The sequence below is a fragment of the Dyadobacter sp. Leaf189 genome (assembly GCF_001424405.1).
GTDB lineage: Bacteria > Bacteroidota > Bacteroidia > Cytophagales > Spirosomataceae > Dyadobacter.
This window is the reverse complement of record NZ_LMPS01000005.1, coordinates 685,878-712,732: the sequence shown is the minus strand read 5'-3', so window position 1 is coordinate 712,732 and position 26,855 is coordinate 685,878. Positions and strand designations below refer to the sequence as shown.

The following is a 26,855-nucleotide window of genomic DNA, read 5'->3' as shown; positions in this document are numbered from 1 at the left end:
GAATCGTTGGATTATCTGTCTACCGGCACCCATTTGGAACCGTTGAACTTCAAAATAGGTGTTATCTGGTTCTCGTTTGATTTTGTGTAGTCAAAGCCTGTCAACAGGTATTCAGTGTCGCCGTATTTTCTGGCTTGAAGCCCGTTGCTGATTTTGTCTTTGTACTTGTGTACCATTCTTGCAAAAAACGTAAGCTGGTCGAATCCCTGATAGGAATATACCGAAGCAAACGTATTCGTTTTGTTCCAATAGCTTTTTTGAAACTGGCGAATGCTCTCTTTTTCACGGTCCACATAATCCGGTTCGATCAGGGTAAGTCTTGAACCGAAGCGTGAAATGCGCGACTGCTGCTGATTGAAGCTGGTGGCTGTGGCGATAACAGGTGTCGCAAGCAACTTGCGGCTATTCAATACTTCAATCAGATTAGGACCGGAAGTACCGTCGGAAGAGAATAATGCAACGTGGGAAGGCTTGCTCGTCTCAAATGAAGGAATATTGTTTTCCAGCCACTCGCGGTCAGACTGGATCTTTGTCGTAGCGAGCACCCTTCCACCCTTCGCTTTCCATTCAGCTGCGTAAGAAGCCGCCATTGCCGAATCTTTGGACGTGTTCCCATAGTAGATCGCGGCAGATAACCCGGGTACTGCTGACTTCATATACTGCGCCGCTCGCTGAGTCTGGTACGCAATGGAAGGGTGCCCCAGATAAATGTTGGGAGAAGACTTAAGCAAATTCGCATCGGTCGAAAGCGGGTTGACCATAATCGCATTGCTGGCGGCTATGAATTCCGCGGTCACATCAAACGTATTCGCGTAAAGCGGCCCGATTACAATATCCGACTGCTGAAAATTCTTGTTGCTGACAATGTTCTCCATTGGTTTCGCATCGTTGCTCACGTCGTAAGCCCAGAGATTAACCTGAATGCCCTCCGTAGCGAGCTGGTCTTTAGCCATTACCAACCCCAGGTAGTAATCGTAGGCAAACTGATTTGAACGCCGCTTCGAAGTCGTGAATTCGTCCAGCCGGAATGGTAACAGCACTGCCACGTCGAGGTAACCTTTTGTCCATTGCCCCTCCTGCTTCGGAATGCTGCGCCTGGGCGCTTCCTCTGCGGCAGCTACTTTTTCCTTGTTACTGAACTTGAATTGCTTTTGCAGCTGTGCCGCGTATTGCTGGTCAACGCTGGTTGATTTCGGAGATTTTTCGATAAACTGGATCAGGATCAATGCAAGATCGCGATCAGTGGGATATTGCTTCTGCAAACTGACCAAAGTGGGCAGATCGCCCACTGTTGCCAGGTAATGCTGTTTCAAACCCTGTACATCCTTCGCCATCGAAGTGTCCTTGATTTTCAGCAGCTGTTCCAATCCCTCATTGATCTGGCCCGACTCCAGCCCGATTGCGCCGAGGAGATAATAAACATCATTGATCCGGTTCCAGCCCGGATAGCGGCTTTGCAGCTGGACCAGCATCTGGCGGCTTTCGCGGTACCTTTTTAGCTGGTAAGCCGACAATGCATAATAGTAATGCGCGTAAGGTGAGTAGGAAGTTTTGACACTTGCATTCGTCAGTGGTGCGAGCTTTTCGATGGCAGCAGCATATTTGCCTTGCTTGTAATCGTTAACAGCAGCCCGGTAACGTGTTTCCGACGGAGCAGGCGCCTGTGCTGAGGCAGGGCGCTGCGAGAAAGCAAATACCGCCAAAATCACTAAAATGAAAACTCTCATCAGATTTGTGGGTCAGTGATTGGATCAAACAAAATAAGAAAACTTGTTTGAAGAGAAAAAAACGGGCAACATTCCCGGTTGGAAATATTGCCCATATATTACGATTCTAAAAACCTTTTATTTCTTTTTCGAGCGTTTCTCGAGTTCAGCCTGCTTCTTTTTCGCTTCGTCTGCTGCCTGAAGTGACTTCTCCAGATACTTTTGGAACTTCGTCTGCTTCTTCTCTCCGTTCGCGTTTTTGCGTCTGTTTTCTTCCAGGATTGACCTGATCTTGTCTTCGTTTACAAAGCGTTTGATCAACAACTGCTGTGCGATCGTCACAACGTTTGAAACAAAATAATAGAATGTAAGACCAGCCGGGAAAGAGTTCAGAACGAACATGAACATCAGCGGCATAATGTAACCCAACATTTTCATGTTCACAGGTCCGGGCTGCGTAGGCGTGATCTGGTTATTATAATAGGCATAACCGATACTGGAAGCAGTCATCATCACAGTGAATAAGCTGATGTGGTTACCAACTCCGAAGGGAACTGTAAACGGCAGTTTTATGAATGAATCGTACGTCGACAAATCGCTTGCCCACAGGAATGATTGCTGCCGTAATTCAATGAGGTTCGGGAAGAGGAAGAACAGCGAGAACAGGATCGGCATAGTAGCAAGTACCGGGATACAGCCGCTCAACGGACTTACGCCCACCTGCTGGTAAAGCTTCATCTGATCTTGTTGCTGCTTCGCCAGGTCATCCGGATTTTGTGCGCGGATCTCTTCAAGCTCAGGCGCAAGCAGCTTCATTTTCGCCATGCTGATATACGATTTGTAAGTCAGCGGTGTTAAAAGTGTTTTTACAAACAACACCAGCAAAATGATCAGCAAACCGTAGTTGCTCACAAACTTTTCAAGGAAATTAAAAAGCGGAACAAGGAAAAACTTGTTGATCGGCTTCAAAAATGCATAACCAAGGTAAACGTTCTCGTCAAAATTCTCTGCCTGCACTTTGTCTACCAAATGGTAATCGTTTGGCCCCAGGAAGAACTGGAACTTGGCCTCTCCCTTTTGGATCGATGACATCGGGATACCCGCCGAAACACGCATCGTTTTCACGATCGTTGAATCATTCGGGTTCACATTCGCATTCAATGCGACATTGTTAAATGGATGTTTGTCGGCGATCAAACCAGCCAGGAAGTATTTGTGCTTGATGGTAAACCACTTCACCGGATCAGCTGTTTTTTCCTCTTCGTTTGCAGTAGGGCTGGTGGGCAAGCTCAGCAGTTCGTCCGTGTAGTAGTTGATTGTCACCACTTCACGGTTTTTCTTCATGTCGTTCTCAAGTTGCAAAAGGTCGTTTTGCCAGTTGAAAGTCACTGACTTATCACCCAATCCAAGTGCGTTCGACTTAATGCTGTAATCAATCACATACCCAGCTCCGTGCACCACGTAGGTCTGCTCAACAAACTGGTTGTTTTTAAGGTTAACCCGGTAAGTAACAATTGCCGAATCCTTCTCTGTCAGCTGCTGATCCTGCGCGTCCGTTGAGAAGAACACATTGGTAAGTGTCACATCACCTGTTTGCGTAGGGAAGTCAATTTTAAACTGGTTATGTGCCTCTGAGATAAGATAGAGGGGCTTTTTGTCGTAGGTTTTGTATTTCTTCAACATAACCTCTTTCAAAACCCCGCCTTTGTTGGTAAAAACAACGCGGGTATCCTGCGTTTCAATTACCAGGTCCTTTGCTTCGGCTTTTGCAACAGAGTCACTGCTTGTAGAGGTATTACTGGAATCGGAGGCTGATATCGGAGTAGCTGCTGCTCTTCTTACTGTATCTGATCTGGTTTGCTCCACAGGCGTTGGTTCCACCGGTTTCGGAACCAGGATCTGGTAGCCAATCAGCATTAGCATGATAAGTACTAAGCCGATAATAAAATTTTTATCCATTATTTACTTAAATTGTTAAAAGAGAAGTCCCCAAGGGACGGCAAAGGTAATAAGTTTTTCCTTTATCGGTTTGCCGCTCAGCTCATGGAAGGATTTAACGATTCCACTGATTTTTTCTGCAGGGAATAATCCAGCGCCGCCTTCACGAAGTTGACGAAAAGCGGGTGCGGGTTCATTACCGTACTTTTTAGCTCAGGGTGAAACTGCACACCAATGTAAAATGGGTGACTCGGCAGCTCAACCATCTCAACCAGGTCGTTCTCGGGATTGATACCTGTTGCCAGTAATCCTTTTGCTTCAAAATCTTTGAGATACTTGCTGTTGAACTCATAGCGGTGGCGGTGGCGCTCGCTGATATTGGCTTTGCCGTAAATACGGTGGGCAAGGGTATCCTTTTTGATCTTGCAGGCATAAGCCCCCAAACGCATGGTACCGCCTTTATTGGAAATATCTTTCTGATCTTGCATCAGGTGAATAACCGGGTGGTCAGTTGCCGCATCCATTTCAACGGAATGCGCACTCTCCCAGCCCAGCACATTGCGGGCATATTCAATCACCGCCATTTGCATTCCCAAACAGATCCCGAAGAAAGGTATGTTGTGCTCACGGACAAACTGGATCGCTGCGATTTTTCCTTCAATACCTCTCTCACCAAAACCGGGAGCTACCAGTACGCCATCCAGGTTTTCAAGTTTCTCAACTACATTGTCAGTAGTCAGACTCTCCGAATGGATCCATTCGATATTTACCTTGCATTCGTTGGCCGCACCTGCGTGAATAAACGATTCCACAATGGATTTATACGCGTCATGCAATTCCACATACTTACCTACGAGCCCAATGCGAACGGAGTCAACCGGATTTTTCAGTCTTGACAAGAATGTTTTCCAGGAATCCAGGTCCACATCTTTATCATTATAAATATCCAGCATATACAATGCACGCTGATCGAGGCGCTCTTTGAGCATCAGCAAAGGCACAGCATAAATTGTGTCCGCATCCATTGCTTCGATCACCGAATTCACCTGAACGTTACAGAACAAGGCTATTTTCTTACGGATATCGTAAGGAAGCGGGTGTTCACTGCGACAAACGAGGATATCCGGCTGTATACCCGACTCCTGCAACATACGCACTGAGTGCTGGGTTGGCTTGGTTTTAAGCTCGCCTGCCGAGTTGAGGTAAGGGATCAGCGTGAGGTGGATAACCAGTACATCATGCTCGTTCATCTCGAACTTCACCTGGCGCACTGCTTCGAGGAAAGGAAGTGACTCAATATCACCGACACAACCTCCGATTTCGGTGATTACGATGTCGTAATCGCCCGTTTGGCCGAGCAGAAGCATGTTTCTTTTCAGCTCATCGGTAATGTGCGGGACAACTTGCACCGTCTTCCCAAGGAAGTCGCCGCGGCGCTCAGCTGTGATGACATTGTGGTAAATACGTCCGGTAGTGACGTTGTTGGCCTGTGAAGTGCGAACGTTCAGAAAACGCTCATAGTGGCCGAGGTCCAGGTCAGTTTCGGCACCATCGTCGGTAACATAGCATTCGCCATGTTCGTACGGATTCATGGTACCTGGATCAATATTAAGATAAGGATCGAACTTCTGAATCGTGACTGAAAGCCCTCTGGCTTGCAGCAATTTTGCTAATGAAGAGGCAATTATTCCTTTGCCTAAAGAAGATGTAACACCGCCCGTAACGAAAATGTACTTCGCGGTCTTTTGTGCTTTAGCAGCCATAAGACGTTGCTGTTTTTCTATGATTACGGGATACAAAGATACACGATTATTGAAAGAATCTTAGCCGCACCATTTTAAATGTTCACTCGTACAGACTAATCATTTGTCAGTCTGATGAGTTATGAAATATAAATATTTTACGACAGCTGCTACAATGAAGCAGTTGAAGCGCAATCATCTATGATTTTTCGTTAAATGCATCCGAAATGTTTCTTTATAAAGTAAATTGAAAATTATCCGGAGCACTATTTCTACAAGCGATTCCGGGTCTTTTCGTCCAACCCTTAAACCCATTTCTTCCATGCGAAAAAAATTACTGCTTGCTGCATTGCTTTTGACGGGATCCGCCGTTTCTGCCCAAAATGCACCAGATCCGAAAGCGCCGCTCAACATCATTGTATTCGGTGCACACCCCGATGACTGCGACCTTGGCGCAGGTGGCATCGCCTCCATTTATTCCTCCATGGGACATAAAGTCAAGTTTGTATCGCTGACAAATGGTGACGCCGGTCACCAGGATATAGGCGGCGGTGAGCTGGCGCGGCGCAGGCTCGCGGAGACCAAGGAAGTAGCGAAGCGACTAGGTATCTCTTATGATGTGCTGGACAACCATGACGGAGAGTTGTTCCCTACCCTGGAAAACAGGTTGGCGGTCATCCGGAAGATACGTGAATGGAACGCTGACGTTGTAATTGCGCCGCGCACGAACGATTACCACCCCGACCACCGTAACACGGGCGTGGTTGTGCAGGATGCTGCTTACCTCGTGATTGTACCTAATATACTTAGCAGTGTGCCGCCGCTGACCAAAAACCCGGTTTTTCTATATTTCCGCGATCGCTTCCAGAAACCAAATCCATTCCGTCCGGACATTGCCATCGATATCACGAATATTCTTGCTAAAAAAGTAGACGGACTGGATGCACATACCTCTCAGTTTTACGAGTGGTTACCCTGGACAAATGGTGATCTTGCTAATGTTCCGAAGGATCCTGCCGAGCGTAAAAAATGGCTGACTTCCTCCATGGAAAAACGCTCATCAGTTACCCCGGAAATCAGGACTTCACTTGAAAAATGGTATGGTGCAGATAAGGCAAAGGACGTCCGGTTTGTTGAAGTTTTTGAGATTTGTGAGTATGGCAAACAACCCACGCCGGAAGAAATCAAGCGTCTCTTTCCAATGCTACCGCGGTAGAGTTTTGAATGATTGAATGAAAGAATGACTGAATAGATCTCTATTCTATCATTCTTTCATTCAATCATTCAGAATTAGAATATTCCACGAAATGGTTTAAGCCAAAATCCTCTTCACTCAACCATTTACTACGATAACCTGTCTTTAAAGCTTTCGTAGCCGAAACTCCTGATCACCCTAAATTCTTGACTTGACTTCCATATACCAATGGAAGGTAAGTTAACGCCGTTAAATGTTGTCGTCTTTACCATGGTGTAGTGGATCATGTCCTGAAATATGATTTTATCGCCTATGTTCAGTGGCTGATCGAAGGAATAATCGCCCATGAAATCGCCTGCGAGACAAGTCATCCCTCCCATTCTGTAAGTTGGTTTACCTGCTACCGGTTCCTGGTGTGCGCCGGTGATAACGGGCTTGTAGGGCATCTCCAAAGTGTCGGGCATATGGGCTGCAAAGGACGTATCGAGGATCGCCACCTGAATTCCCTGACTATCCATTACATCAAGCACAGTTGTCACCAATTCGCCGGTTCGCCAGGCTATTGCAGAACCTGGTTCCAGTATGACCTGTAAGTCGTATCTCTGACGGATAGTACTAACTAATGCAATTAGCTTCTCAATATCGTAACCTTCCCTAGTCATTAAATGCCCGCCTCCCATGTTGAGCCACTTGGCCTGATACAGCAAATCACCGAATTTTTCTTCCAGAGCGACCAACGTTCGCTCCAAAGTGTCTGATCCATTCTCGCAAAGTGTGTGAAAATGGATACCTTCTATACCTTCCGGCAGTGTATCGGGCAATTTATCGCGTGTTACCCCCAGCCGCGAGCCTGGTACACAGGGATTGTACATCTCTGTTGCTACTTCTGAATACTGGGGGTTTACCCTGATCCCGCATGAAAGTGCATGATTTGGGTTTACAGATCTAAACTCCTCCACCCTGCTCTGGAAACGCTCCCATTGACTCAGTGAGTTAAAAGTAATGTGACTGCTCCTCTCCAGAATCTCTGGAAATTCACTATCCAGGTAGGCTGGCATATAAGTATGCGCCTTCACACCAAGGAAATCATTGATCAGCTTCACCTCATTCAAAGAACTTGCAGTAGCACCGCTCAGGTATTCCTTTACAATTGGAAACGCGCTGTACATTGAAAATCCTTTCAACGCAAGAATGATCTTGCAGCCTGCTGCTTTCTGGACACCGTCAATCAGTTGCAGGTTTTTGCGGAGCAGTTCCTCTTCCAGCACAAAACAGGGCGAGGGTATTTGGTTATAGTCTATCGGCATTTTATAAATGAGTGGATATCGAATCGTAAAAATGTAATGTTTATCTAGTTTTGTACGCAAAATAAGGGCTTTGAGTTTCCGCTTTTACAATCAAATTGATTTTCCTGTAACATTATATATATGTCCTTTCTCGTCCTCGATATAGAAATGACCGGCCCGGAGCCAGGCTGGAATGAGATTATCCAGATTGGTGCGGAGTTTTTTGACGATAGCTGGACCTCCAAAGGCACTTACCTGCAAAACGTGTATCCCGAGAACGAAGAAGCGTTTTCAGTCAAGTCGGAGGAAGTACACGGACTTTCGATGATCGACCTTGAAGATGCTCCGATGATTTACGACGTGCTGCCTGAATTCGAGAAGTGGATCAAGAAAATGAATGCGGGCAAGCCGGGGCTTTCCAATGTGATCATTTGCGGGCAGAGTGTGATCAACGATATCAACTTTCTCCGGTTTGCTTACAGAAGCGAGAAAATGAAATGGTCGTTTTCAAACAAAATGCTCGACCTGCACACAGTATCCTATCTCTTCTTCCAGATCATGGAAAAGAACGGCAAAATGGTCCCGCGCTCGCTGAGTCTGGGTTCCGTGGCAGGATACTTTGGTTTCGAACGCGAGGAGGACACGCACAATGCATTGGAAGACGCGCGTCTGACGGCCAAATGCTTCAAAGAGTTTTTTAAATTGATCGACCGAGTCAAGTTCATATGATCGACTATAATCCCAAAGAGTGGTTTCGCTACATATTCTATTTTCAAAAAGGGGATACTGTCCGCAAGCTGACGCCGCTGATCCTGACCATCGGCGTGTATTCGGCAGTGGTAGCTTACCTGGTGCTGATTTACTTCGACCTCGGCACCAATACCGATCTGAAAAATATCTCGCTCATGCATTCGCTGCTGGGTTTTGTAATCTCTATGCTGCTGGTATTCAGAACAAATACAGCTTACGACCGCTGGTGGGAAGGCAGAAAGCAATGGGGATCGCTGATGAACAACAGCAGGAATCTCGCGCTTAAAATCAGTGGGCTGCTGCCGGAAGGACACCGGGAGGAGCGGCTTTTCTTTCAAAAGATGATCCCGAATTATGCATTCGCACTCAAAAATCACCTCCGCAGCCAGTTCCGCCCGGAAGAATTTCAGGAAACGCCAGGTATGAACCACGAATCGTTGCAAGATAGCGGCCACGTTCCCAATCAGATTGCGGCGGCGATGTTCAGCAAGGTCATCGAGCTCCAAAGAAACGGGACTATACTGCCGGAACATACCATTCTTCTGAATAATCAGCTTGAAGCATTTACCGACATTTGCGGCGCCTGTGAAAGGATCAAGAACACTCCTATCCCATTGTCTTACAGCTCTTTCATCAAAAAGTTTATTTTCACCTACTGCCTTACCCTGCCGATCGGCTATGCATTCAGCCTGCATTTCCTCGTGGTCCCTTTCGTTATGTTCGTGTTTTACATTCTCGCGAGCCTGGAAGTAATTGCGGAGGAAATTGAAGATCCGTTCGGTGAGGACAGCAATGATCTTCCCGTTGATCGTATCTGCAGTGGAATTCAATCCTCAGCCCTGGCACTGCTGCAATGACAATTTGCACGCCTGCTCCACAAATCATTAGAAAGTGGTTAGAAACTCATTAAATTTTTAATGCTTCTATAAAATTTTTCCGGGTGCAGAAAAAACCTGTTTTTAGGATATTTTAAATTTTCTTAACAACCTATTGTTCAGAAGAAACCCATTTTCTCTTTTCCTGCATTTCTACTTAAAAAACGGCTTAAAATTGAAGCTGAATTTCTCCTCGAAGTAGTTTTAGGAGAGTATTAATGAATTTTACAATCATCCTTTAAGGTATTAAATTAGAACAAACCCCAATGAAAAGGGTTGAGTTGAAGTACTTTTAAATTGAATGTAAAATGAAAAATCTAAAATTTCTTGCTGCAGCAGTTGCAGCTATAACTATACTTAGTTTCCAGGCAAAAGCCCAGTCTATCGTTGATCCCGGCATTTCGGTGCACAATTACAAGCATCCAAACAAGGCTGCAGCAGCGAAGGCGAATAGGAAGAACACAGTCGAGGTTGCCAACCTGAAAACTGTTGAGCGCGCCGGCAAATACCAGCGCAGCAAATACATGAGCACCACGCCAAAGTATGCGCCAAGACCCGCTACCATGGTGGTAATGCGCGAATACAAGGTAGAAGGCGTGCAGCTTAATCCATTGACTTCGCCACGTAACTACAAAACCCAGAATGTTCTGGCACCTGTGCGTGACACGGTACAAATGGCTGACAATGTGAACAGCGCAGACGGATCAACATACCCGACAGTAGATTAGCCGCAATAATCCTGTCAGGCAAGGCCGGTCCTCCGGGACCGGCTGCTTAGGTTAACAAACTGTTTCTAAATCCAAAAGGCAAAGAGCCACGCACATCGCGCTGGCTCTTTGCCTTTTATGGTTTTAAAGATTGTTTAAAATTGAAAAAGTATGAAAATTGTAAGTTCTTCCTTCGTTTAATGAATTTTTAACAGGTATCAGTTGTGGTGAATATTTGAATTTCATAATTTCAACACATGATACCGAGCGAGACCGTAGCGCATTTTTACCAGACGCACCCAGCTGCCAAAGGTGTAGAACGCCCGGACAGTACTTCCCGTAACGAAGAGCACATCAACGTTTTCTCCCGTGTATTTTGCCCGAAATACACTTCATATGCGCGCCGGGATTTTTACAAAATATCACTGATCATCGGCAAAGGGGTCATTTCTTACGGAAATCACCAGATTGAAATTGATAAGAATGCATTAGTGTTCTTCAACCGCAACGTCCCCTATTCCTGGCAGGCAAAGTCCCATGAGCAATCCGGATTCTTTTGCCTCTTCAACGATCAGTTCCTGAGCAGTATGAGCAGGTCGGCGACTGTAAATGATTGTCCGATACTCCGGGCAGACAGTATCCCGGTCTACTTCATCAGCGAAGAACAGCAGGATTATCTGTTACGGATCTTCGGCAAAATGCAGGAGGATATCGCTTCCAGCTACGCACACAAATACGATCTGATGCGGAATTACGTGAATGTGCTCGCCCACGAGGCCATGAAAATGCAGCCTTCCGAGCTCAACGACATTCACGCAAATGGGTCGGCGCGACTTTCTGCCTCATTCCACGACCTGCTGGAAAGACAGTTTCCCATTGAATCGCCTGAGCACAAGCTGCAACTTAAGACAGCCAAGGACTTTGCTGCGCGCCTGGATGTACACGTAAACCACCTCAACCGCGCATTAAAGGAAACAACTGGCAAAACCACCACGGATCACATCATTGAAAGAATTATGGTCCAGTCAAAAGCAATGCTGCGGCACTCGAACTGGAGCATTGCCGAAATCGCATTTTGTCTTGGCTTTGAATATCCGGCTTATTTCAACAATCTCTTCAAAAAACAAACCGGTATCACCCCCAAGTCGTACCGAACCAATGAAAGATATAGTGTTTGAATTTTATAATTTATTGTTTGATTGTAGTACATAATACCTGCGACTGAGATCTGATCCGCAGAACGACGAAAGCATAGCTCCTAAACCCCGGTGCAAACCCGGACCTACTATATGTCGAAACGTTTATTTCACTTACTCCTGCCCTTTTATTTGCTGAATCCCGGCGCACAGGCCACCGCGCAGGTACTTAGCCTGCACGATGCAGTCGAAACAGCACTGACCAACTACGGTACCATCCGCGCGAAAACCAACTATCTCGGCGCTTCAAAAGCCACCGTGGCGCAAAGCCGGAAAGATTACCTTCCCAACCTAAACCTTTCTGCGCAGCAGGATTACGGAACTGTAAACGGACAGAACGGCCCGCTTTACGGGATGGGACTTGCGGTAGCTTCTTCGGGTCTGCCGCTGGGCAGCCAGAACTGGAATGCCGCATTCGGTGCATTGTACCTGACGAATGTAAACTGGGATTTCTTCGCATTCGGAAGAGCCCGCGAGCGGATCAACGTAGCAAAGTCTACAGTTGTGCGCGATGAAAGTGATCTGACACAGGAACAATTTCAGCACAGCATACGCGTAGCCGGCGCTTACCTGAACCTGCTGGCGGCACAAAGGCTGGTCCGATCGTGGGAAAACAACCTTGAACGCGCCAATGCATTAAAGAATGTGGTAGTAACCCGCGCTAAAAACGGGCTGATCCCGGGCGTAGACTCCTCGCTCGCCAATGCGGAGGTATCCAATGCAAAGATCAGCATTACCCAGGCGCGCGACCTGGAACAGGAACAGGCAAATGTACTCGCGAGGTTAATGGGTGTTACCGAACAACGGTTCATGCTTGACAGCACTTTCATCACGAGAATGCCCAGACTGGTGGCGGATACCATACCTAAGCTGGAAAACCATCCCCTGCTCCGGTTTTACACAAACCGGGTCGCGGTAAGCGAGCAGCAAGTGAAGTATATCCAAACGCTGGGAATGCCGGTTTTCTCTTTCTTTGGCGTGTTTCAGGGTCGGGGCGCAGGCTTTTCCTCCAACTATGCGGTGGATCAGCGTGCTTTTACACAAAACTATCTGGAAGGTATCAAGCCTGTTCGATTCAACTATCTGCTGGGTATCGGCGCTACCTGGAATATGACGAACATACTTCGCACGCGGCAGCAGGCGGTGGCGCAGGGATTTATTTCAAATGCATTGAAAGAAGAGTATAACCTGGCTGAACAGCAGATCAAAAACCAGCTGCTTTTATCAGAAAACAAAATCAGGAATGCAGCCGCCAATGCGCAGGAAGCGCCGGTACAGGTAAAATCAGCGTCCGATGCCTATCTGCAGAAGAGCGTGTTGTACAAAAACGGATTAAGTAACATCGTCGACATGACACAGGCACTATACATTCTGAACCGCGCCGAGACTAATCGCGATATCGCATTGAACAACCTCTGGCAGGCATTGCTGCTGAAAGCCGCGGCGGCGGGAGACTTCGGCATTTTTCTGGAACAGTGACATTTGGTCATTGGTTGACCATAAATAACAAACCTTTACCCCTTAACTAATGGATTTAATCCGCTTTGCGCTGCGTAAACCGATCACGATCATGGTTGTAGTGGCGGGTCTATTCTTTTTCGGTATCAATGCAGTACGGAACATCAAGATTGACATTTTCCCCAAGCTTGATCTGCCGGTTATGTACATTGCCCACCCGTTTGGCGGATATACCCCCAACCAGATGGAAACCTTTTTTGCCAAACAATACATCAACATCCTGTTGTATGTCAATGGTATAAAGAGCATTGAAACCAAGAACATTCAGGGACTGACTTTGATGAAGATCAATTTCTACCCGGGCACCAATATGGCGCAGGCTTCAGCTGAGCTGAGTGCTTTTACGAACAGGGCGCAGGCTATTTTTCCTCCCGGCTCCAACCCTCCGTTCATTATCCGCTTCGATGCCTCCACATTGCCTGTGGGGCAGCTGGTACTAAGCAGTGAAAAACGCTCCAACAATGAGCTGCTCGATCTTGCGAACGTGTACGTACGCTCCACATTTACGTCCATTCCCGGCCTTGTTTCAGCTCCTCCTTTTGGTGGGAATATCAGGACCATTGTTGTAAAAGCCGATCCCGAGTTGATGCGCTCGCATAATATCTCTACCGATCAGCTGGTAGAAGCTTTGCGCGTGAACAACCAGACGGCGCCTTCGGGTAATGTGCGGATCGGTGATAAGAACTACATCACGCCCACCAACACCACGGTTCGGCACGTAAAAGATTTTGAAAACATTCCTTTATTCAAGGGTACTGTTCAAAACCTCTACTTGCGAGATGTGGCAACGATCGAGGATGGTGCGGATATTACGGCTGGTTACGGGCTTGTGAATGGAAAACGTTCGGTATACCTCAGCATTGCCAAAGGCGCAGATGCTTCCACCTGGGAAGTAGTGCAAAACCTGAAAAAGGCGATGCCGCGCATTCAAAGCACTTTGCCGGAAGATGTGAAGATCAGCTACGAGTTCGACCAGTCGACTTACGTAATGAACTCCGTGAAAAGTCTGCTTACGGAAGGTGCGATCGGCGCGGTACTTACCGGATTGATGGTGTTACTCTTCCTGGGCGATCCCCGCGGTGCATTGATCGTTATTTTAACGATCCCAACCTCCATTATTGCAGGTGTTTTGTTCCTTAACTTATTTGGGCAAACGATTAACATTATGACGCTGAGCGGATTGGCGCTAGCGATCGGTATTCTGGTTGATGAAAGTACGGTAACCATCGAGAACATTCACCAGCACCTGGATATGGGAAAACCCAAGGCACTTGCAATCTGGGATGCCTGCCAGGAAATTGCATTTCCCAAGCTGTTGATCCTTTTCTGTATCCTGGCCGTATTTGCGCCTGCATTTACAATGGGCGGCATTCCGGGTTCCTTGTTTCTTCCGCTCGCGCTGGCGATCGGTTTCAGTATGATCGTCTCCTATTTTCTCGCGCAGACATTCGTTCCGGTGATGGCAAACTGGATCATGAAAGTCAAACACCACAAAAAGGCGGACGGGACCGAGATGACCGACTCCGAGGAATTTGTCGCTTCGGGCCTGAGCAGAAATAAAGACGAGCAAAAGGAAACACTCGTTAACCGCGCGGATTTTGACCAGGATGGTAAAATAAGCTTCTTTGAGCGTGTAAGAGCGCGATTCATGCGGTTTATCGAAAGAACTATCCCCTTCCGCAAGCCTATCGTTGTTTCTTACCTGATTGTCACTACCGCACTTGCAGCCTGGATGCTTGGAACGATAGGGAAAGATGTACTTCCAAAGGTGAATGGGAGCCAGTTTCAGGTGCGGTTGCGTGCGCCTGAGGGGACCCGCATTGAACGGACAGAGGAGAAGACTTTGAAGACCATTCAGGCGATCAAAGATATTGTGGGTGCGGAAAATGTCTCGGTTACCTCTGCTTATGTGGGCCAGCACCCAGCCTTATTTTCTGTTAACCCCATTTATCTCTGGATGGCAGGACCGCAGGAAGCGGTGTTGCAGGTTGGCCTAAAAGAAGGTTTTCATACCAATCTGGATGAACTGAAAGAGAAGATCCGGGCCAGCGTTCGCCGCGATATTCCTGATCTCAAACTTTCATTTGAACCCATTGAACTCACGGATAAGATCCTGAGCCAGGGCTCTCCTACGCCGATTGAGGTAAGAATGTCGGGACGTGACAAGAAGCTGAATGAAAAATATGCGCAAAAGGTAATTGCCAGGCTGAGCCAGATCAGTTACCTGCGTGATATCCAGCTGGGACAATCGAATAAATATCCTTCCATTAATATAGAAGTAGACCGGATTCGCGCGGCGCAGCTGGGTGTGGATATGAATGATATTTCAAGATCGCTCACAGCCTCTACGTCGTCTTCGCGCTACACGGATAAAAATATCTGGGTGGATGAAAAAGGCGGGTTCAGTTACAGCGTGCAGGTTCAGATTCCAGAGAACAAGATGAATAACGTCAATGAGATTGGCGAGATACCCTTGCTCCGTAACTCCAACCGGCCTGTGCTCGGTGATGTAGCCACTATCACGCCGGATACCACATACGGTGAAAACGATAACCTTGGTTCAATGCCTGTGCTCTCGGTGACTGCCAACTTGAATAATACCGATCTGGGGATTGCGAAAAAGGACGTAGAAGCTGCATTGGCCGATCTGGGCGAGTTACCCCGCGGTCTTTCTGTTGAGCTGGTCGGACTAAGTCAAACGCTGACCGACACCCTGGACAGTCTTCAAAATGGCTTGGTTGTAGCTATTGTTGTCATATTCCTGATGCTAGCCGCCAATTTTCAGTCCTTCAAAGTATCAGCAATTGTACTCGCAACGGTTCCGGCGGTGGTACTCGGCTCCCTTGCATTGCTGATGGTAACCGGCTCCACGCTGAACCTGCAATCTTATATGGGCATTATTATGTCGGTCGGCGTATCTATTTCAAATGCGGTGTTATTGATTACCAATGCAGAACAGCTGCGTAAGCACAGCGGCAATGCCATTGAGGCAGCCAAAGAATCTGCCGGTTTGCGACTAAGACCTATTGTAATGACCGCTGTGGCGATGGTGGTGGGTATGATACCTATGGCGAGCGGTCTGGGAGAAGCGGGTGACCAATCTTCTCCACTTGGCCGCGCGGTGGTCGGCGGACTTGTTGCTTCCACATTTGCCGCATTATTTATTCTGCCGCTCGCATTTGCCTGGGGACAAGGTAAAGCCAGTACCCAGAGTGTATCCCTTGATCCTGAGGATGAAGAAAGCAAATATTATGTTCCAACAACCCGATAACCCTTTTTGAACACGATACATCATGAGAAATAATCAAAAACTACTCACCTCTTTCCTGGTTGCAGCTTCGCTGACTGCCTTTCAGGGTTGTGGTCCGTCCCAGGCGGAAAAGGAAGAGGCGGCGAAGGTAGAGAAACCAGCCGAAGCGCCGGTACTTGAAACTGTTACCGTTCAAAAGAAACAGTTGTCTTCTAACCTCCAAATTCCAGGCGAACTGATTCCTTTTCAGCAGGTTGACCTTTATGCAAAAGTCAGCAGTTTTGTGAAAAAGCTGCATGTCGATGTGGGAAGTGAAGTGAAACAGGGACAACTGCTTGCGTCTATGGAAGCCCCGGAACTTACAGCCCAGCTTACTACGAGTGAATCGAGGCTGAAATCCCAGGAGGCGATTTATGAAGCGAGCAAAGCAAATTATGAAAGGCTGCTTGAAACCAGCAAAACGCCGGGGACTGTGTCACAAAACGATCTGGACCTTGCATTAGCTAAACAACGATCTGACCTGGCGCAACTTGACGCGGCGCGCTCCACAAGCAGGGAGATTACCGACACCAGAAATTATCTTGAAATACGCGCCCCATTCAGTGGCGTCATAACGGCCCGCAATGTGAGCGCAGGCGCCTACGTAGGACCAACGGGCAAAGGTTCTGAATTTCCGCTGTTCACATTGGTGGAGCAAAGGAAGCTGCGGCTCGTGGTGAGTGTTCCCGAAGCATATACCAGCTACTTGAAAGCCAACAGCGCGGTTCAATTCAAGGTAAGGTCGCTCCCGAACCAGAACTTTACAGCGAAAGTCACCAGGCTCTCAGGTGCACTAGACGCACGTTTACGCTCGCAAAGGACAGAAATGGACGTGATTAACAGTGATAGAAAACTTTTACCTGGTATGATCACCGAAGTTTCCATTCCTCTGAGTGCAGGTGCTGCCTCACTGGCCGTTCCAAAGTCAGCAGTACTCAATTCCACGCAGGGTACCTTTGTGATTCGGGTAGATAATGGAAAAGCAGTATGGATTCCGGTTAAAACGGGCACCAGCAGCGACGATCTGACCGAGGTTTTCGGGGAGATTCAGGAGGGTGACGTGATCGTGAAGGTGGCTAATGAAGAGATACGGAATAACTCCGGAGTGAAGATTTGATCAGCTTTGCGAAAGGAGCTTAAAGCCGCTTTTCATTTAACACAATTCTTAATTTAAAACCGGCAAGATCGGTATTAACTTCCTGGCAGAGACCATTTTTGTATAGATAAACGCCCTGCTTGCCATCAGGAAGCACCACGCCGTACTTTCCTTCGGATATCTTTTTGACACTGCACATTTTCCCATAACGTTCTGAATAAACTTCATTCACATTAACCGGCTCCTTATAATAGAGGCCGGTTATTGTGCTTTTTATGGGCGCATTGAGCTCAATTCTGGGCTTATCTTCCCCGTCCTCTCCCGAAAACAGCACTTCGTACAAGGATTTGGTGCTGCTTTTCGTCTGGGTTTTCTCCTTTAAATCTCCATTCACATGGTGCGAACAAGTTGCAGATACCAGCTTTCCCTGCACATAATTGGTCTGGGTTGCATACTTTCCTTTATAAAACATGATCTTGAAATCAGACTCAATCCGGTGTGTTTCACTGTTATCTGCCGCCTTATCATCAAAAACACGGAGGGAGCCGATGGTGCGGCCTGCTACGATCACATCATATAAAGTTTGTGCATGACAAAGTGAACTTGCCAGCATTGTAAGACCGAAAAACAGTGAACCCAAAACTTTCATCCTCGTATGGTTTAGAACTAATATGGTGTGCGATTGATATATAACAGTACAAAATTTGTTCCTATTGCCCTGAGACGAAAAATAATGGGCCGACTGTCCTCGTTAAAACCAGATTTACCCGGCTCCTGTTAGAAGATACCGAATTTCAATGTCAGGTTGTAAGATATGTTACTAAGATCCTTGTCGCTCAGGCCATTGCCTTTTGCATTGAAGGTCTGCCTGTAAGATACGCCCGGACTAAAACGCATCCACTTTAATAAGTTAAATTCAACCTGCACACCCGGCTCCATTACGAAGAAGAAGCGTGCATTTTCATCGCCGTCGTGATCATCCCAGTCGTCGTTCCAGAAGTTGTCATTCCAATCATCATCGTCGAAGCGATCGTACTGCAATGTAAACCCTGAGCCTGTAAGCAGGTTTACATTCACATGGACTTTCCTGGTGGAAGCAACCACATATTCCGTCATTAGACCGAACTGGCCGTACAGATAGGACATTTTGTTGGCAGCAAAATTCTGATTCACCAGCGGGACAGGAATATAGTTGGTCGTAGCAGCGCCACTTACGCCGAGCATCAGTTTTCTATTGATAAACCAGCCTCCGTAAATCTCCGGCATACTGGCAAAGCTTCCGTTTATTCTTGTAAACTTGTTAGATAATGCAACATAACCGCCAGACTTGTGACTCCCGGAGTTTTTAAAGATGGTCTGATTTTCCTGCGCCGCAGCCTGGTTAGTTACAGCGGTGTACAAAATGATTGCGAGTAGTAAGATTCCCTTTTTCATAAAGATTGCGTTGTTTCCTACCAGACAATCCAGGAACAGCCTCCCCCTATCCGCAATTCAATTTTACATCCGGATCATTTGGAAAGTGAGAAATCGAGCTGCTGTATCAATGCAGGATTTTCAGGTGATAATGTAAAAAACACGCGGATATCGCCCCGCTCGCCATTTAACATAAAGCTGCCTCTCAGGTTATTAGCTGCAACCATGTCCGATGATCCTCTGATTTTGCCAATCTTTTCCAGCAATTGATCCAGCTCTTTCCTGCGATGCGAAAGCGACCTGTCAGGGAAAAAGTTTTCCGCGAAAATCCCGCTTTGCTCTGCATTCTGCCAGCTGGGCAACATGGAAACGAGCTGTTGCTTGCGTTGTTTGAGGATATCGGAAACCGGTAACGGAAGTGGTTTCAGACCGGCCAGCGTGATGATCGTATCTAGAACAGCCGTATTAATGTTCGCCATTCCAGCGTAGGTCCTGTTTGCATAAGCTATGATACCGATACCATAATCAGGCAGGATCTGCCACTGGCTGCCGAATCCGGGCAATCCGCCGGTATGACCTATTCCGGTACGTCCGGTGCAATCCTGGCTCCAACGCAGCCCATATCCGTAGCCGCTCGTCATGGCGCATGCGCGACCACCCGGATACTTGTAAGATGCATTCAGCCCGCTGAAATTCCACGGCATCTGCATTTCCCGCACATCACTGCGGTTCACAGGCCCAGCCTCCGGCGCAGAACTGGGCGGCCATACCGACAAATGGAATGCAACATACTTACTGAAATCTTCAATGGAGGTGATCAGTCCGCCCATTGCCCCATAAGCCCCGTCGTGCAACAGCTCCTCCTCTTTCCAGGTGTCGTCTTCGTACCGGTAACCGCGGGCGAGCAGGTTTTTGGGAGCTTTGGTATATTCCCAAATGGTATGGTGCATCCCCAGCGGCTTAAAAATCTTCTCATCTATATACTGCTGATAAGGTTTTCCCGAAACCACACTGATGATCCTTCCGAGCAATGCAAATCCGAGATTGCTGTATTCATAGGTAACACCCGGCACATTGGAGAAGGAAATACCGCTCTTGATCAATGCGATCAGGTCTTCATCCTTGTCATTCAGCTGGCGGTCGCCCCAGGGATTGTCTTCCGGAAAGCCCGCAGCGTGCGTCATTAAATGCCTGATGGTAATCGGCGGAGCGTCGGTGGTGGTTGCACGCATTGTTTTCAGCTCCGGGATGTAGAGATCGGCAGGATCGTCGAGCTTCAACTTACCTTCTTTCCGCAGTGCCAGAATTCCCATTGCAGTCGCACTTTTCGACATGGACGCGATCCGGAAAAGCGTTTCAGGAGTTGCTTTTGTTGAAGTGGCTACCTCCGAAAACCCCTGTCCGCCCGATAACAGCAGCTTCCCATCTACTACTAGCCCGAAAGCAAGTCCCGGGAAATGGTTTTTCTCTGCATAGTCTTTATAAAGCTGCTCAATCACCGGCAGCGTGGCCCGGATGCTATTAAGTCGCTCGCCCTGGGTAGACTGTGCATTGGTAAGGAGGGGTAAAAGGGAGGTAAGTAGACCGAAAGCAGCTTTTTTCATGTGCAACAGGAGTTATGTATGAAGGACAATTTAGCAAATCCTCCTGCTAAGGCACAATCCAATATCAATAAATTACACGTTCTTTCTTTTGTACAACACTTACCTATTTATATCATTTAAAAAGTACAAGAATTCTGAAACTTAATCTGCTGATATGCGTTAATTTTGCAGTGTAGATGATGCATTTGAAAAGAGTAGTACAATTTCTGCTACAAACACCCTTTCAGAATTTCCTTAAAAAAGTTATATAAAAAGCAATTACAAAACACCACTGGGCTTTGTCCCGAATGAAAAAAGAAAGTCATGAATTATTCAATTTTTGCACCCTCAGATTCCAGAAAGTATTTGCGCCTTGCGGTAGCGGCTTTCTTCTTTGTTCAGGGGCTGAGCTTCGCCGCCTGGGCAAGCCGCATCCCGGACATTAAAAACATGCTCCATTTAACAGAAGGAGGCTTAGGTACCGTATTGCTTGCATTGCCGATCGGGTTAATGGCCAGCCTGCCGATTTCAGGTTGGATGGTAACCCATTACGGAAGTCGCAAAATGGTGCTCATCGGCGCTATTCTATATGCTACCACATTAGTTTTCATAGGTTTTGTAACACGCACGGAGCAACTGGTCATTGCGCTTTTTGCCTTTGGTTTGTGGGGTAACCTTACCAACATTGCCATTAATACACAGGCGGTTGCCGTTGAGCAGCTTTACGGAAAGTCGATCATGGCCTCATTCCACGGATTGTGGAGCCTTGCCGGGTTTGTCAGCGCGATGATCGGTTCGCTTTTTATCTCGATCAACGTTCCTCCCCACCTTCATTTTACATTCATTGCACTGGCCGCATTCCTAATCATTTTTACGGCTTACAAACATACAATGCCCGAAAGCGAGAAAAATTCAGGCGAATCTCAGCCACTTTTCGTGAAGCCTGACCGTGACCTGCTCACACTTGGATTGATCGGCTTCTGTGCGATGGTTTGCGAAGGAGCGATGTTCGACTGGAGCGGCGTTTATTTCCAGGAAGCGGTACACGTTCCTGCCTCCATGACCACGCTGGGTTATGTCGCTTTTATGGGTACAATGACAGGCGGCCGCTTCGCCGGTGACTGGCTCGCCAACAAGCTGGGAAGAAAAACCATGCTGCAGATCAGCGGCACATTAATGGGTACCGGACTGGCTGTTGCAGTACTTTTCCCCTACCTAGTACCGGCCACTTTCGGTTTTCTGATGGTTGGTTTCGGTGTATCTTCGGTTGTTCCGCTGGTATATAGTGCAGCAGGTAAGTCTACCACCATGTCAGCGGGAATGGCGCTGGCCGCGGTTTCTTCAATCAGCTTCATCGGCTTTTTGATCGGGCCTCCATTGATAGGTATAGTAGCGCAGTTTGCAGACCTCCGCTGGTCTTTCGCAATCGTTGGTGTGCTGGCCTCGCTTACCGCTTATCTTTCAACCAAGGCGAAACTGATCAGCTAAACTGCTGGTATAAAAATTGAACTGGGGTATCGGATAACGGTATCCCTTTTTTTGTTATAAATGAAAACTCCCGCACTGCTCCTGATCATATTTTTTGCGCTGACCGGCAATGCTGTCAATGCGCAGAAAGACACGTTACGCAACCTGGATATCAATCTGGAAAATTATGAATATCCCTTTCCGGTATCTTATGTAGAGTTCGAATCGCAGGCGGAGAAGCTCAGAATGGCGTACATGGTCGTGAAGCCTTCCCGTGGTAACGGGAAGAGCATTATGCTGTTGCATGGAAAAAATTTCAATGGTGCATACTGGGAACAGACAGCCAAAGTGCTTTCGGAGAGAGGGTTTCAGGTCATTATTCCGGACCAGATTGGTTTTGGTAAATCCACAAAACCGCTTCATTTCCAGTATTCATTCCAGGAGCTGGCAGCAGGGACAAAGCGCATTTTAGACAAACTAAATGTTACAAAAACGATCGTTTTAGGCCACTCGATGGGCGGAATGGTCGCAACGCGATTTACACTGATGTATCCCGAAACAGTCGAAAAGCTGGTTCTGGAAAACCCGATCGGCCTGGAAGATTATAAGGTGAAGGTACCCTATCAATCAATAGACAAATGGTACATGAGCGAGTTGAAGGCTGATTTCAATTCAATTAAAAACTACCAGCTGAGCAGTTATTATGACGGGAAATGGAAGGAAAGCTATACCAAATGGGTGAACCTGCTTGCGGGATGGACATTGAATAAAGACTATCCCCGCATCGCCTGGAACTCTGCCCTGACTTACGATATGATTTACTCGCAGCCCGTCTGTTATGAGTTTGCGCAGATCAAAGTGCCAACCCTGCTGATTATCGGTCAGCGCGACCGCAGCGCCGTAGGCAAAAACCTGGCGCCTGAAAATGTAAGAAAAACACTGGGCAACTACCCTGAGCTGGGCCGAAAAACAAAAGCAGCAATCCCCAACAGCGAGCTGGCGGAGCTGGATAACATTGGCCACCTGCCGCATGTTGAGGATTTTGACCGGTTCATCGGCCCGCTTGTGAAATTCATTGAAAAGCCCTGATTACATTAATATCGCTCAGGCGAAGAACTGCTTTACATAGTTGCGGCTGGTAAGGATTGCACTTTGTACATCCTTGATACTGCCTTCATAAGCTTTGTCTTCCACCTCGATCACCACCGGGCCGCGATAACGTACATCTGTTAATGCAGCGAAGAATGCCCGCCAGTTTACGTCGCCTAGTCCCGGCAGTTTGGGAGAATGGTATTCCAGCGGGTTCGCCAATATCCCTACTCTATCTAATTTACTTTTGTAAACCTTCGCATCTTTTAAATGTACATGATGCAAACGTGATTTATAATTGTAAATTGGGTAAGTTTCATCCATCATCTGCCAGATCATGTGAGACGGGTCATAATTCAATCCGAATATAGGGCTTGGAATAATCTCGAACATTCTGTCCCACACAGCCGGACTGATCGCCAGGTTTTTTCCTCCTGGCCATTCGTCGTCTGTAAAGAACATCGGACAGTTCTCAATAGCGATTTTGATATTATTCTCCTCTGCTACCTTCACCACCGCGGGCCACACATCTGCAAAGCGGGCCAGATTGTCCTTGATACTCTTGGACGGGTCTCTTCCTATAAAAGTAGTAACAACCGGAATGCCCAGCTTCGCCGCTCCCCTGATCACTTCCTTAATGTATTCGAGGAAGTATTCAGACTTATTCGGATCGGGATCCAGCGGGTTCGGATAGTAACCCAATGCCGACACAAACACGCCGGCTTCTCTTAGGGTATGTTTGATTTCCGAAATGCGAGCGGGAGTCAGGTTGAGCACGTCGATATGCGTAACACCTGCATACCTTCTGGCATCGGCATTGTCTGACGGCCAGCACATCATTTCAACACAGGAAAACCCGTGATTGGCAGCAAACTGCACCACATGTTCAAACCCAAAATCGGCAAGTATCGCGCTATTAAAACCTAATTGAAGCATATTGAAGATGTTTTTGTGGTAAACTTCAGTAAAAAAGCGGCACTGTTCAACAATTCACCCTGAATCCATCCAAATTTTCGGCGCCTTTATCAATTCAGGCTACCACTGGTAATTATCACCGCACCTGATATCCTCCAAATTTTAGTAATATTGACCTGGTAAAACCAATGAATTTTAACCAGTTATACACGATGGCAGACTCTGAACCGGGTATTGGAAAGAAAATACTCAGCTTTTTTATCAAGGAGAGTGAAGAACCAGCCAAAGCTGTTCCGGTGACCAAGCCAGCGGCTGAACAGCCAGGGCAGACCGTCGCACCTACTGTGCCGAATGTGGCGGGCACAATGAACATTGACCGCAAGTTTGTTGAACATTTTGTAAGCCTGCTCGAAAAAGCCAACCTTCCCGGGCCCGACTATTTTGAGTATAAACAGGCTTTACAAAACATGGAAGGCCTGGGACTCGGAGAAGAAAAGCAGTTCCAGGCAGCCTGGGCGAGCTTCAAGGCAATGGGCGGCGCAAAGGAAACTTCCATTCTGCAATCCTCTGCAAACCAGTACCTGTCTATCCTGGATAAAGACCGGAGCTCATTTTTGAAGGATGTAGAAAAAGCAATCAAAGACCGGGTCGGTGCATTGCAGGACGAGCAGAAGCGGCTGGAAGAATCAAACAGCTCCCTGGCGCAGCAATTGGCTGACATTCAGAGGAAAATAGATGAAAACAAAAACCGCCTTGGACAAATTTCAGGCGAGGTAGCAGAACAAAGCGCGAAGATCAATGCGAACAAAGACAGTTTCGAGATTACATATCTCAGCTTTGTTGAACAAATTAAATCAGACTTGAACAAAATAAACCAGTATCTCAAATAACCTGACTTCTCGACAAATGGCAACACCAGATTTTACACAAATAGGCGGATCGCAGGAAGATACTTCGAAGCGGTCTTACTGGAGTAAACCCGAGGGAATTACCTCGCTCCTTTTTATAGGTGGCCTCGGCGCGGCTGCGCTTTCTTATTGGAACAAAATCGCCGCATTCCTGATCGAGGTGACGCAAAACACTTTATACCTCGGCTTTTTAATGGCCGTACTCGCGCTGGTCATCTTCCTGTTTACCAGCAAGGATGTACGCACTGCTGTTTTCTTCCTTTTCAAAACATTGATGAGGAAAATCACCGGGCTGGTTATCAAACTGGATCCGATCGCAATCATGAAAATTTACATTGATGACCTGAAAGAAAAGCGCGAGAAAATGCAGGGACAGATCAATACGCTCGCCGGCCAGCTTGTGAAACTGAACAAGAATATCAATGAGAACAACGAGCGGATCAAGCAGAAATTCGCCGAAGCCAACAAGGCAGGTACCATGCTTGAAAGACCTGGAATGAAGGAAACTGCTTCGCTCGCAACGATTGAAGGTGCAGGCCTGCAGGAAATGAATGAGAAGCTTTTTCCGTTGCAAAGGAATATGAAAACGGTTCTTGAATTTATGGAAAAGGTGAACAAAAGCGCCGATTACATTATTAAAGAGACCGAAATCAAGGTCAAGCTGAAAGAGGCCGAGTACCGGATCGTGAAGGAAAGCTCCAATGCATTGCGCACCGCGATCAGTATCTTTAAAGGTAACCCGGACAAGAAGTTTTATTTCGACGAGTCAATGGAGTATATCCAGGACGATATGAGCCAGAAGCTGGGCGAAATGAAGCGTGCAATGGACCTTTCACTCGACTTTATCAACGGTGTTGACGTGCAAAACGGGCTGCTATCTGATAAGGGACAAGCCATGCTTGAAGCTTACAACTCAGGTCAGTTCAAGCTGATCCAGCTCGACAGTCCACAGGCACCTTCAAGCCGGCCAACAGAGGTACCTAAGGATTCAAGCTACCGCGGGCTGCTCGACTAACCCATTCTATTCAACTATTTAACATTGTTCATCTTTAACACAAACCCATGAAAAGACTCACAGTAGCTGGCCGCCTGATTATCACGGCGCTTATTTTAGGAGCAATATTTGTAGGATATAAGTACCTGGGCGGTCAAAAAGCGCTCACCCAAATGGCCGAAGACCGCGCCGAGAACCCAGAAAGTCAGGCCACAACCGCTGGTGAAGACGAAAGCGCCCCGAGCGAAGCCACTGCCGGGAATTCAGAAGCAGTTACCTCCGACGCAGCCGCATTCAGCTATACCGCGCCAGCGCCGGTCGACGGGAAACTGAAAGGGGTTGTTGAGCTGGGCGCTAGCGGCTTCAATTCTTTCATTATCAAAGTAGATAAGCAAAAACACTGGTCACTGGAAAAGTCCGAGTTCGGGAACAGCCTGGTGACTGAAAATATGGCCACGGATGAAGATATCCGCGTGGGTCTTAAAAAGTACATTGGCGGCATGCTCGACTTCGGTGTGGGCAGCAAAGACATCCATTTTGTGGTAAGCTCCGGTGCTGCGAAAGCCGAGGTAACTCAAAAGATCACGCGTGTGTTGAAGTCGATCGGTTATGTGGTAAACCAGGTAACTGCCGAACAGGAAGGCCAGCTGGCACTTAAATCGGTACTGCCTGCGGAGTATGCGGATAAGGCATTTGTGGTGGACATTGGCTCAGGTAACACCAAGATCTCCTGGATTGAAGGTGGCAAAGTTTCTGCGCTGGAATCCTATGGTGCGAAGTACTATCAGGATGGAGCCGACGATTCAAAGGTTTACGAAGAGGTCTCCTCAAAATCAAAACAGATCCCGACTGATAAACGTAAAACCTGCTTTATCATCGGCGGTGTACCTTTCGAAATGGCGAAGGAAGTACGTAAAGGAAAAGAGCGTTACACCACGCTAAGCGAGCCCCTAGCCTATTCGAAACTGACCAATGCGAAATCAAAAGCGGGGGTTAACATTTACAAATCTGTAAAAGACGCCACCGGCTGCGACCAATTCGTTTTCGACTGGGACGCTAATTTCACGATCGGTTTTCTTTTGAACTTGTAAGCATAAGGATCCTCGGGAGGAAGGAGGAAAGGGAGGATGGAGGATGGAAAAAAGATGGACACTGTGAATTACAAATGTAATTTATATTTGTAATTCA

21 protein-coding genes are annotated in these 26,855 nt (G+C 47.3%); 13 read left to right on the top strand and 8 right to left on the bottom strand.

Annotation, left to right across the window (positions count from 1 at the left end; translation table 11 throughout):
• Nucleotides 1-11: 11 nt before the first annotated feature.
• The 3 genes from ASG33_RS17400 to ASG33_RS17390 form a co-directional block, all read right to left on the bottom strand.
• Entirely contained in the window at nucleotides 12-1,727 is a 1,716-nt protein-coding gene (locus ASG33_RS17400) for an ABC transporter substrate-binding protein (protein WP_056287894.1), read from the bottom strand.
• 117 nt (nucleotides 1,728-1,844) lie between these two features.
• Entirely contained in the window at nucleotides 1,845-3,665 is a 1,821-nt protein-coding gene (yidC, locus tag ASG33_RS17395) for a membrane protein insertase YidC (RefSeq protein ID WP_056287892.1), read from the bottom strand.
• Between the two features lie 77 nt (nucleotides 3,666-3,742).
• A complete protein-coding gene (locus ASG33_RS17390) occupies nucleotides 3,743-5,407 on the bottom strand; it encodes a CTP synthase (RefSeq protein WP_056287891.1) in 1,665 nt (554 codons plus the stop codon).
• 301 nt (nucleotides 5,408-5,708) lie between these two features.
• On the opposite strand from ASG33_RS17390, the gene ASG33_RS17385 reads away from it, so the two are divergent.
• Nucleotides 5,709-6,602 (top strand): PIG-L deacetylase family protein, encoded by an 894-nt coding sequence (locus ASG33_RS17385; RefSeq protein WP_200942799.1) that lies wholly within the window; start codon nucleotides 5,709-5,711, stop codon nucleotides 6,600-6,602.
• Between the two features lie 128 nt (nucleotides 6,603-6,730).
• On the opposite strand, the gene nspC is transcribed toward ASG33_RS17385, so the two are convergent.
• Nucleotides 6,731-7,888, bottom strand: a complete 1,158-nt coding sequence (gene nspC, locus ASG33_RS17380) for a carboxynorspermidine decarboxylase (protein WP_056287890.1) — start codon at nucleotides 7,886-7,888, stop codon at nucleotides 6,731-6,733.
• Between the two features lie 120 nt (nucleotides 7,889-8,008).
• On the opposite strand from nspC, the gene ASG33_RS17375 reads away from it, so the two are divergent.
• The 7 genes from ASG33_RS17375 to ASG33_RS17345 all read left to right on the top strand — a co-directional run bounded on the left by ASG33_RS17375 (nucleotide 8,009) and on the right by ASG33_RS17345 (nucleotide 17,319).
• Nucleotides 8,009-8,596: a 3'-5' exonuclease gene (locus ASG33_RS17375; protein ID WP_056287888.1), complete on the top strand. Its 588-nt coding sequence runs from the start codon at nucleotides 8,009-8,011 to the stop codon at nucleotides 8,594-8,596.
• On the top strand, nucleotides 8,593-9,474 hold the full coding sequence (locus ASG33_RS17370; protein WP_056287885.1) for a bestrophin family protein: 882 nt from the start codon (nucleotides 8,593-8,595) through the stop codon (nucleotides 9,472-9,474). Before ASG33_RS17375 ends, ASG33_RS17370 begins: the two co-directional genes overlap by 4 nt.
• A 326-nt stretch (nucleotides 9,475-9,800) precedes the next feature.
• The gene (locus tag ASG33_RS17365) at nucleotides 9,801-10,220 is read left to right on the top strand and encodes a hypothetical protein (protein ID WP_056287882.1); all 420 of its coding nucleotides are present in this window, start codon (nucleotides 9,801-9,803) and stop codon (nucleotides 10,218-10,220) included.
• A gap of 236 nt (nucleotides 10,221-10,456) precedes the next feature.
• A complete protein-coding gene (locus ASG33_RS17360) occupies nucleotides 10,457-11,377 on the top strand; it encodes an AraC family transcriptional regulator (RefSeq protein WP_056287880.1) in 921 nt (306 codons plus the stop codon).
• Nucleotides 11,378-11,488: 111 nt separating this feature from the next.
• Nucleotides 11,489-12,874, top strand: a complete 1,386-nt coding sequence (locus ASG33_RS17355; RefSeq protein ID WP_056287878.1) for a TolC family protein — start codon at nucleotides 11,489-11,491, stop codon at nucleotides 12,872-12,874.
• A gap of 49 nt (nucleotides 12,875-12,923) precedes the next feature.
• Nucleotides 12,924-16,184, top strand: a complete 3,261-nt coding sequence (locus ASG33_RS17350) for an efflux RND transporter permease subunit (RefSeq protein ID WP_056287876.1) — start codon at nucleotides 12,924-12,926, stop codon at nucleotides 16,182-16,184.
• A 22-nt stretch (nucleotides 16,185-16,206) separates the two neighbouring features.
• Nucleotides 16,207-17,319 (top strand): efflux RND transporter periplasmic adaptor subunit, encoded by a 1,113-nt coding sequence (locus ASG33_RS17345; protein WP_056287873.1) that lies wholly within the window; start codon nucleotides 16,207-16,209, stop codon nucleotides 17,317-17,319.
• 19 nt (nucleotides 17,320-17,338) lie between these two features.
• Here the strand turns inward: ASG33_RS17345 and ASG33_RS17340 are convergent, their stop codons facing one another.
• The 3 genes from ASG33_RS17340 to ASG33_RS17330 all read right to left on the bottom strand — a co-directional run bounded on the left by ASG33_RS17340 (nucleotide 17,339) and on the right by ASG33_RS17330 (nucleotide 20,315).
• The gene (locus ASG33_RS17340) at nucleotides 17,339-17,947 is read right to left on the bottom strand and encodes a DUF6134 family protein (protein WP_056287872.1); all 609 of its coding nucleotides are present in this window, start codon (nucleotides 17,945-17,947) and stop codon (nucleotides 17,339-17,341) included.
• A gap of 128 nt (nucleotides 17,948-18,075) precedes the next feature.
• Complete coding sequence (locus ASG33_RS17335) at nucleotides 18,076-18,732, bottom strand: hypothetical protein (RefSeq protein WP_056287870.1); 657 nt, start codon at nucleotides 18,730-18,732, stop codon at nucleotides 18,076-18,078.
• A gap of 74 nt (nucleotides 18,733-18,806) precedes the next feature.
• A complete protein-coding gene (locus ASG33_RS17330; protein WP_056287868.1) occupies nucleotides 18,807-20,315 on the bottom strand; it encodes a serine hydrolase in 1,509 nt (502 codons plus the stop codon).
• Between the two features lie 303 nt (nucleotides 20,316-20,618).
• Between ASG33_RS17330 and ASG33_RS17325 the strand changes: the two genes are divergently transcribed.
• Both ASG33_RS17325 and ASG33_RS17320 read left to right on the top strand, forming a co-directional pair.
• Entirely contained in the window at nucleotides 20,619-21,782 is a 1,164-nt protein-coding gene (locus ASG33_RS17325) for an MFS transporter (RefSeq protein WP_056287867.1), read from the top strand.
• Nucleotides 21,783-21,842: 60 nt separating this feature from the next.
• A complete protein-coding gene (locus ASG33_RS17320; RefSeq protein ID WP_056287865.1) occupies nucleotides 21,843-22,850 on the top strand; it encodes an alpha/beta fold hydrolase in 1,008 nt (335 codons plus the stop codon).
• A gap of 15 nt (nucleotides 22,851-22,865) precedes the next feature.
• Here ASG33_RS17320 and ASG33_RS17315 read toward each other — a convergent pair whose 3' ends face one another.
• On the bottom strand, nucleotides 22,866-23,786 hold the full coding sequence (locus ASG33_RS17315) for a sugar phosphate isomerase/epimerase (RefSeq protein WP_056287864.1): 921 nt from the start codon (nucleotides 23,784-23,786) through the stop codon (nucleotides 22,866-22,868).
• Between the two features lie 191 nt (nucleotides 23,787-23,977).
• Here ASG33_RS17315 and ASG33_RS17310 point away from each other — a divergent pair, with 191 nt between their 5' ends.
• The 3 genes from ASG33_RS17310 to ASG33_RS17300 are packed head-to-tail and all read left to right on the top strand — an operon-like array spanning nucleotide 23,978 to nucleotide 26,758.
• Nucleotides 23,978-24,655 (top strand): hypothetical protein, encoded by a 678-nt coding sequence (locus tag ASG33_RS17310; protein WP_056288617.1) that lies wholly within the window; start codon nucleotides 23,978-23,980, stop codon nucleotides 24,653-24,655.
• Between the two features lie 16 nt (nucleotides 24,656-24,671).
• The gene (locus ASG33_RS17305; RefSeq protein ID WP_056287862.1) at nucleotides 24,672-25,688 is read left to right on the top strand and encodes a hypothetical protein; all 1,017 of its coding nucleotides are present in this window, start codon (nucleotides 24,672-24,674) and stop codon (nucleotides 25,686-25,688) included.
• A 47-nt stretch (nucleotides 25,689-25,735) separates the two neighbouring features.
• Nucleotides 25,736-26,758, top strand: a complete 1,023-nt coding sequence (locus ASG33_RS17300; protein ID WP_056287860.1) for a hypothetical protein — start codon at nucleotides 25,736-25,738, stop codon at nucleotides 26,756-26,758.
• Nucleotides 26,759-26,855 lie beyond the last annotated feature (97 nt).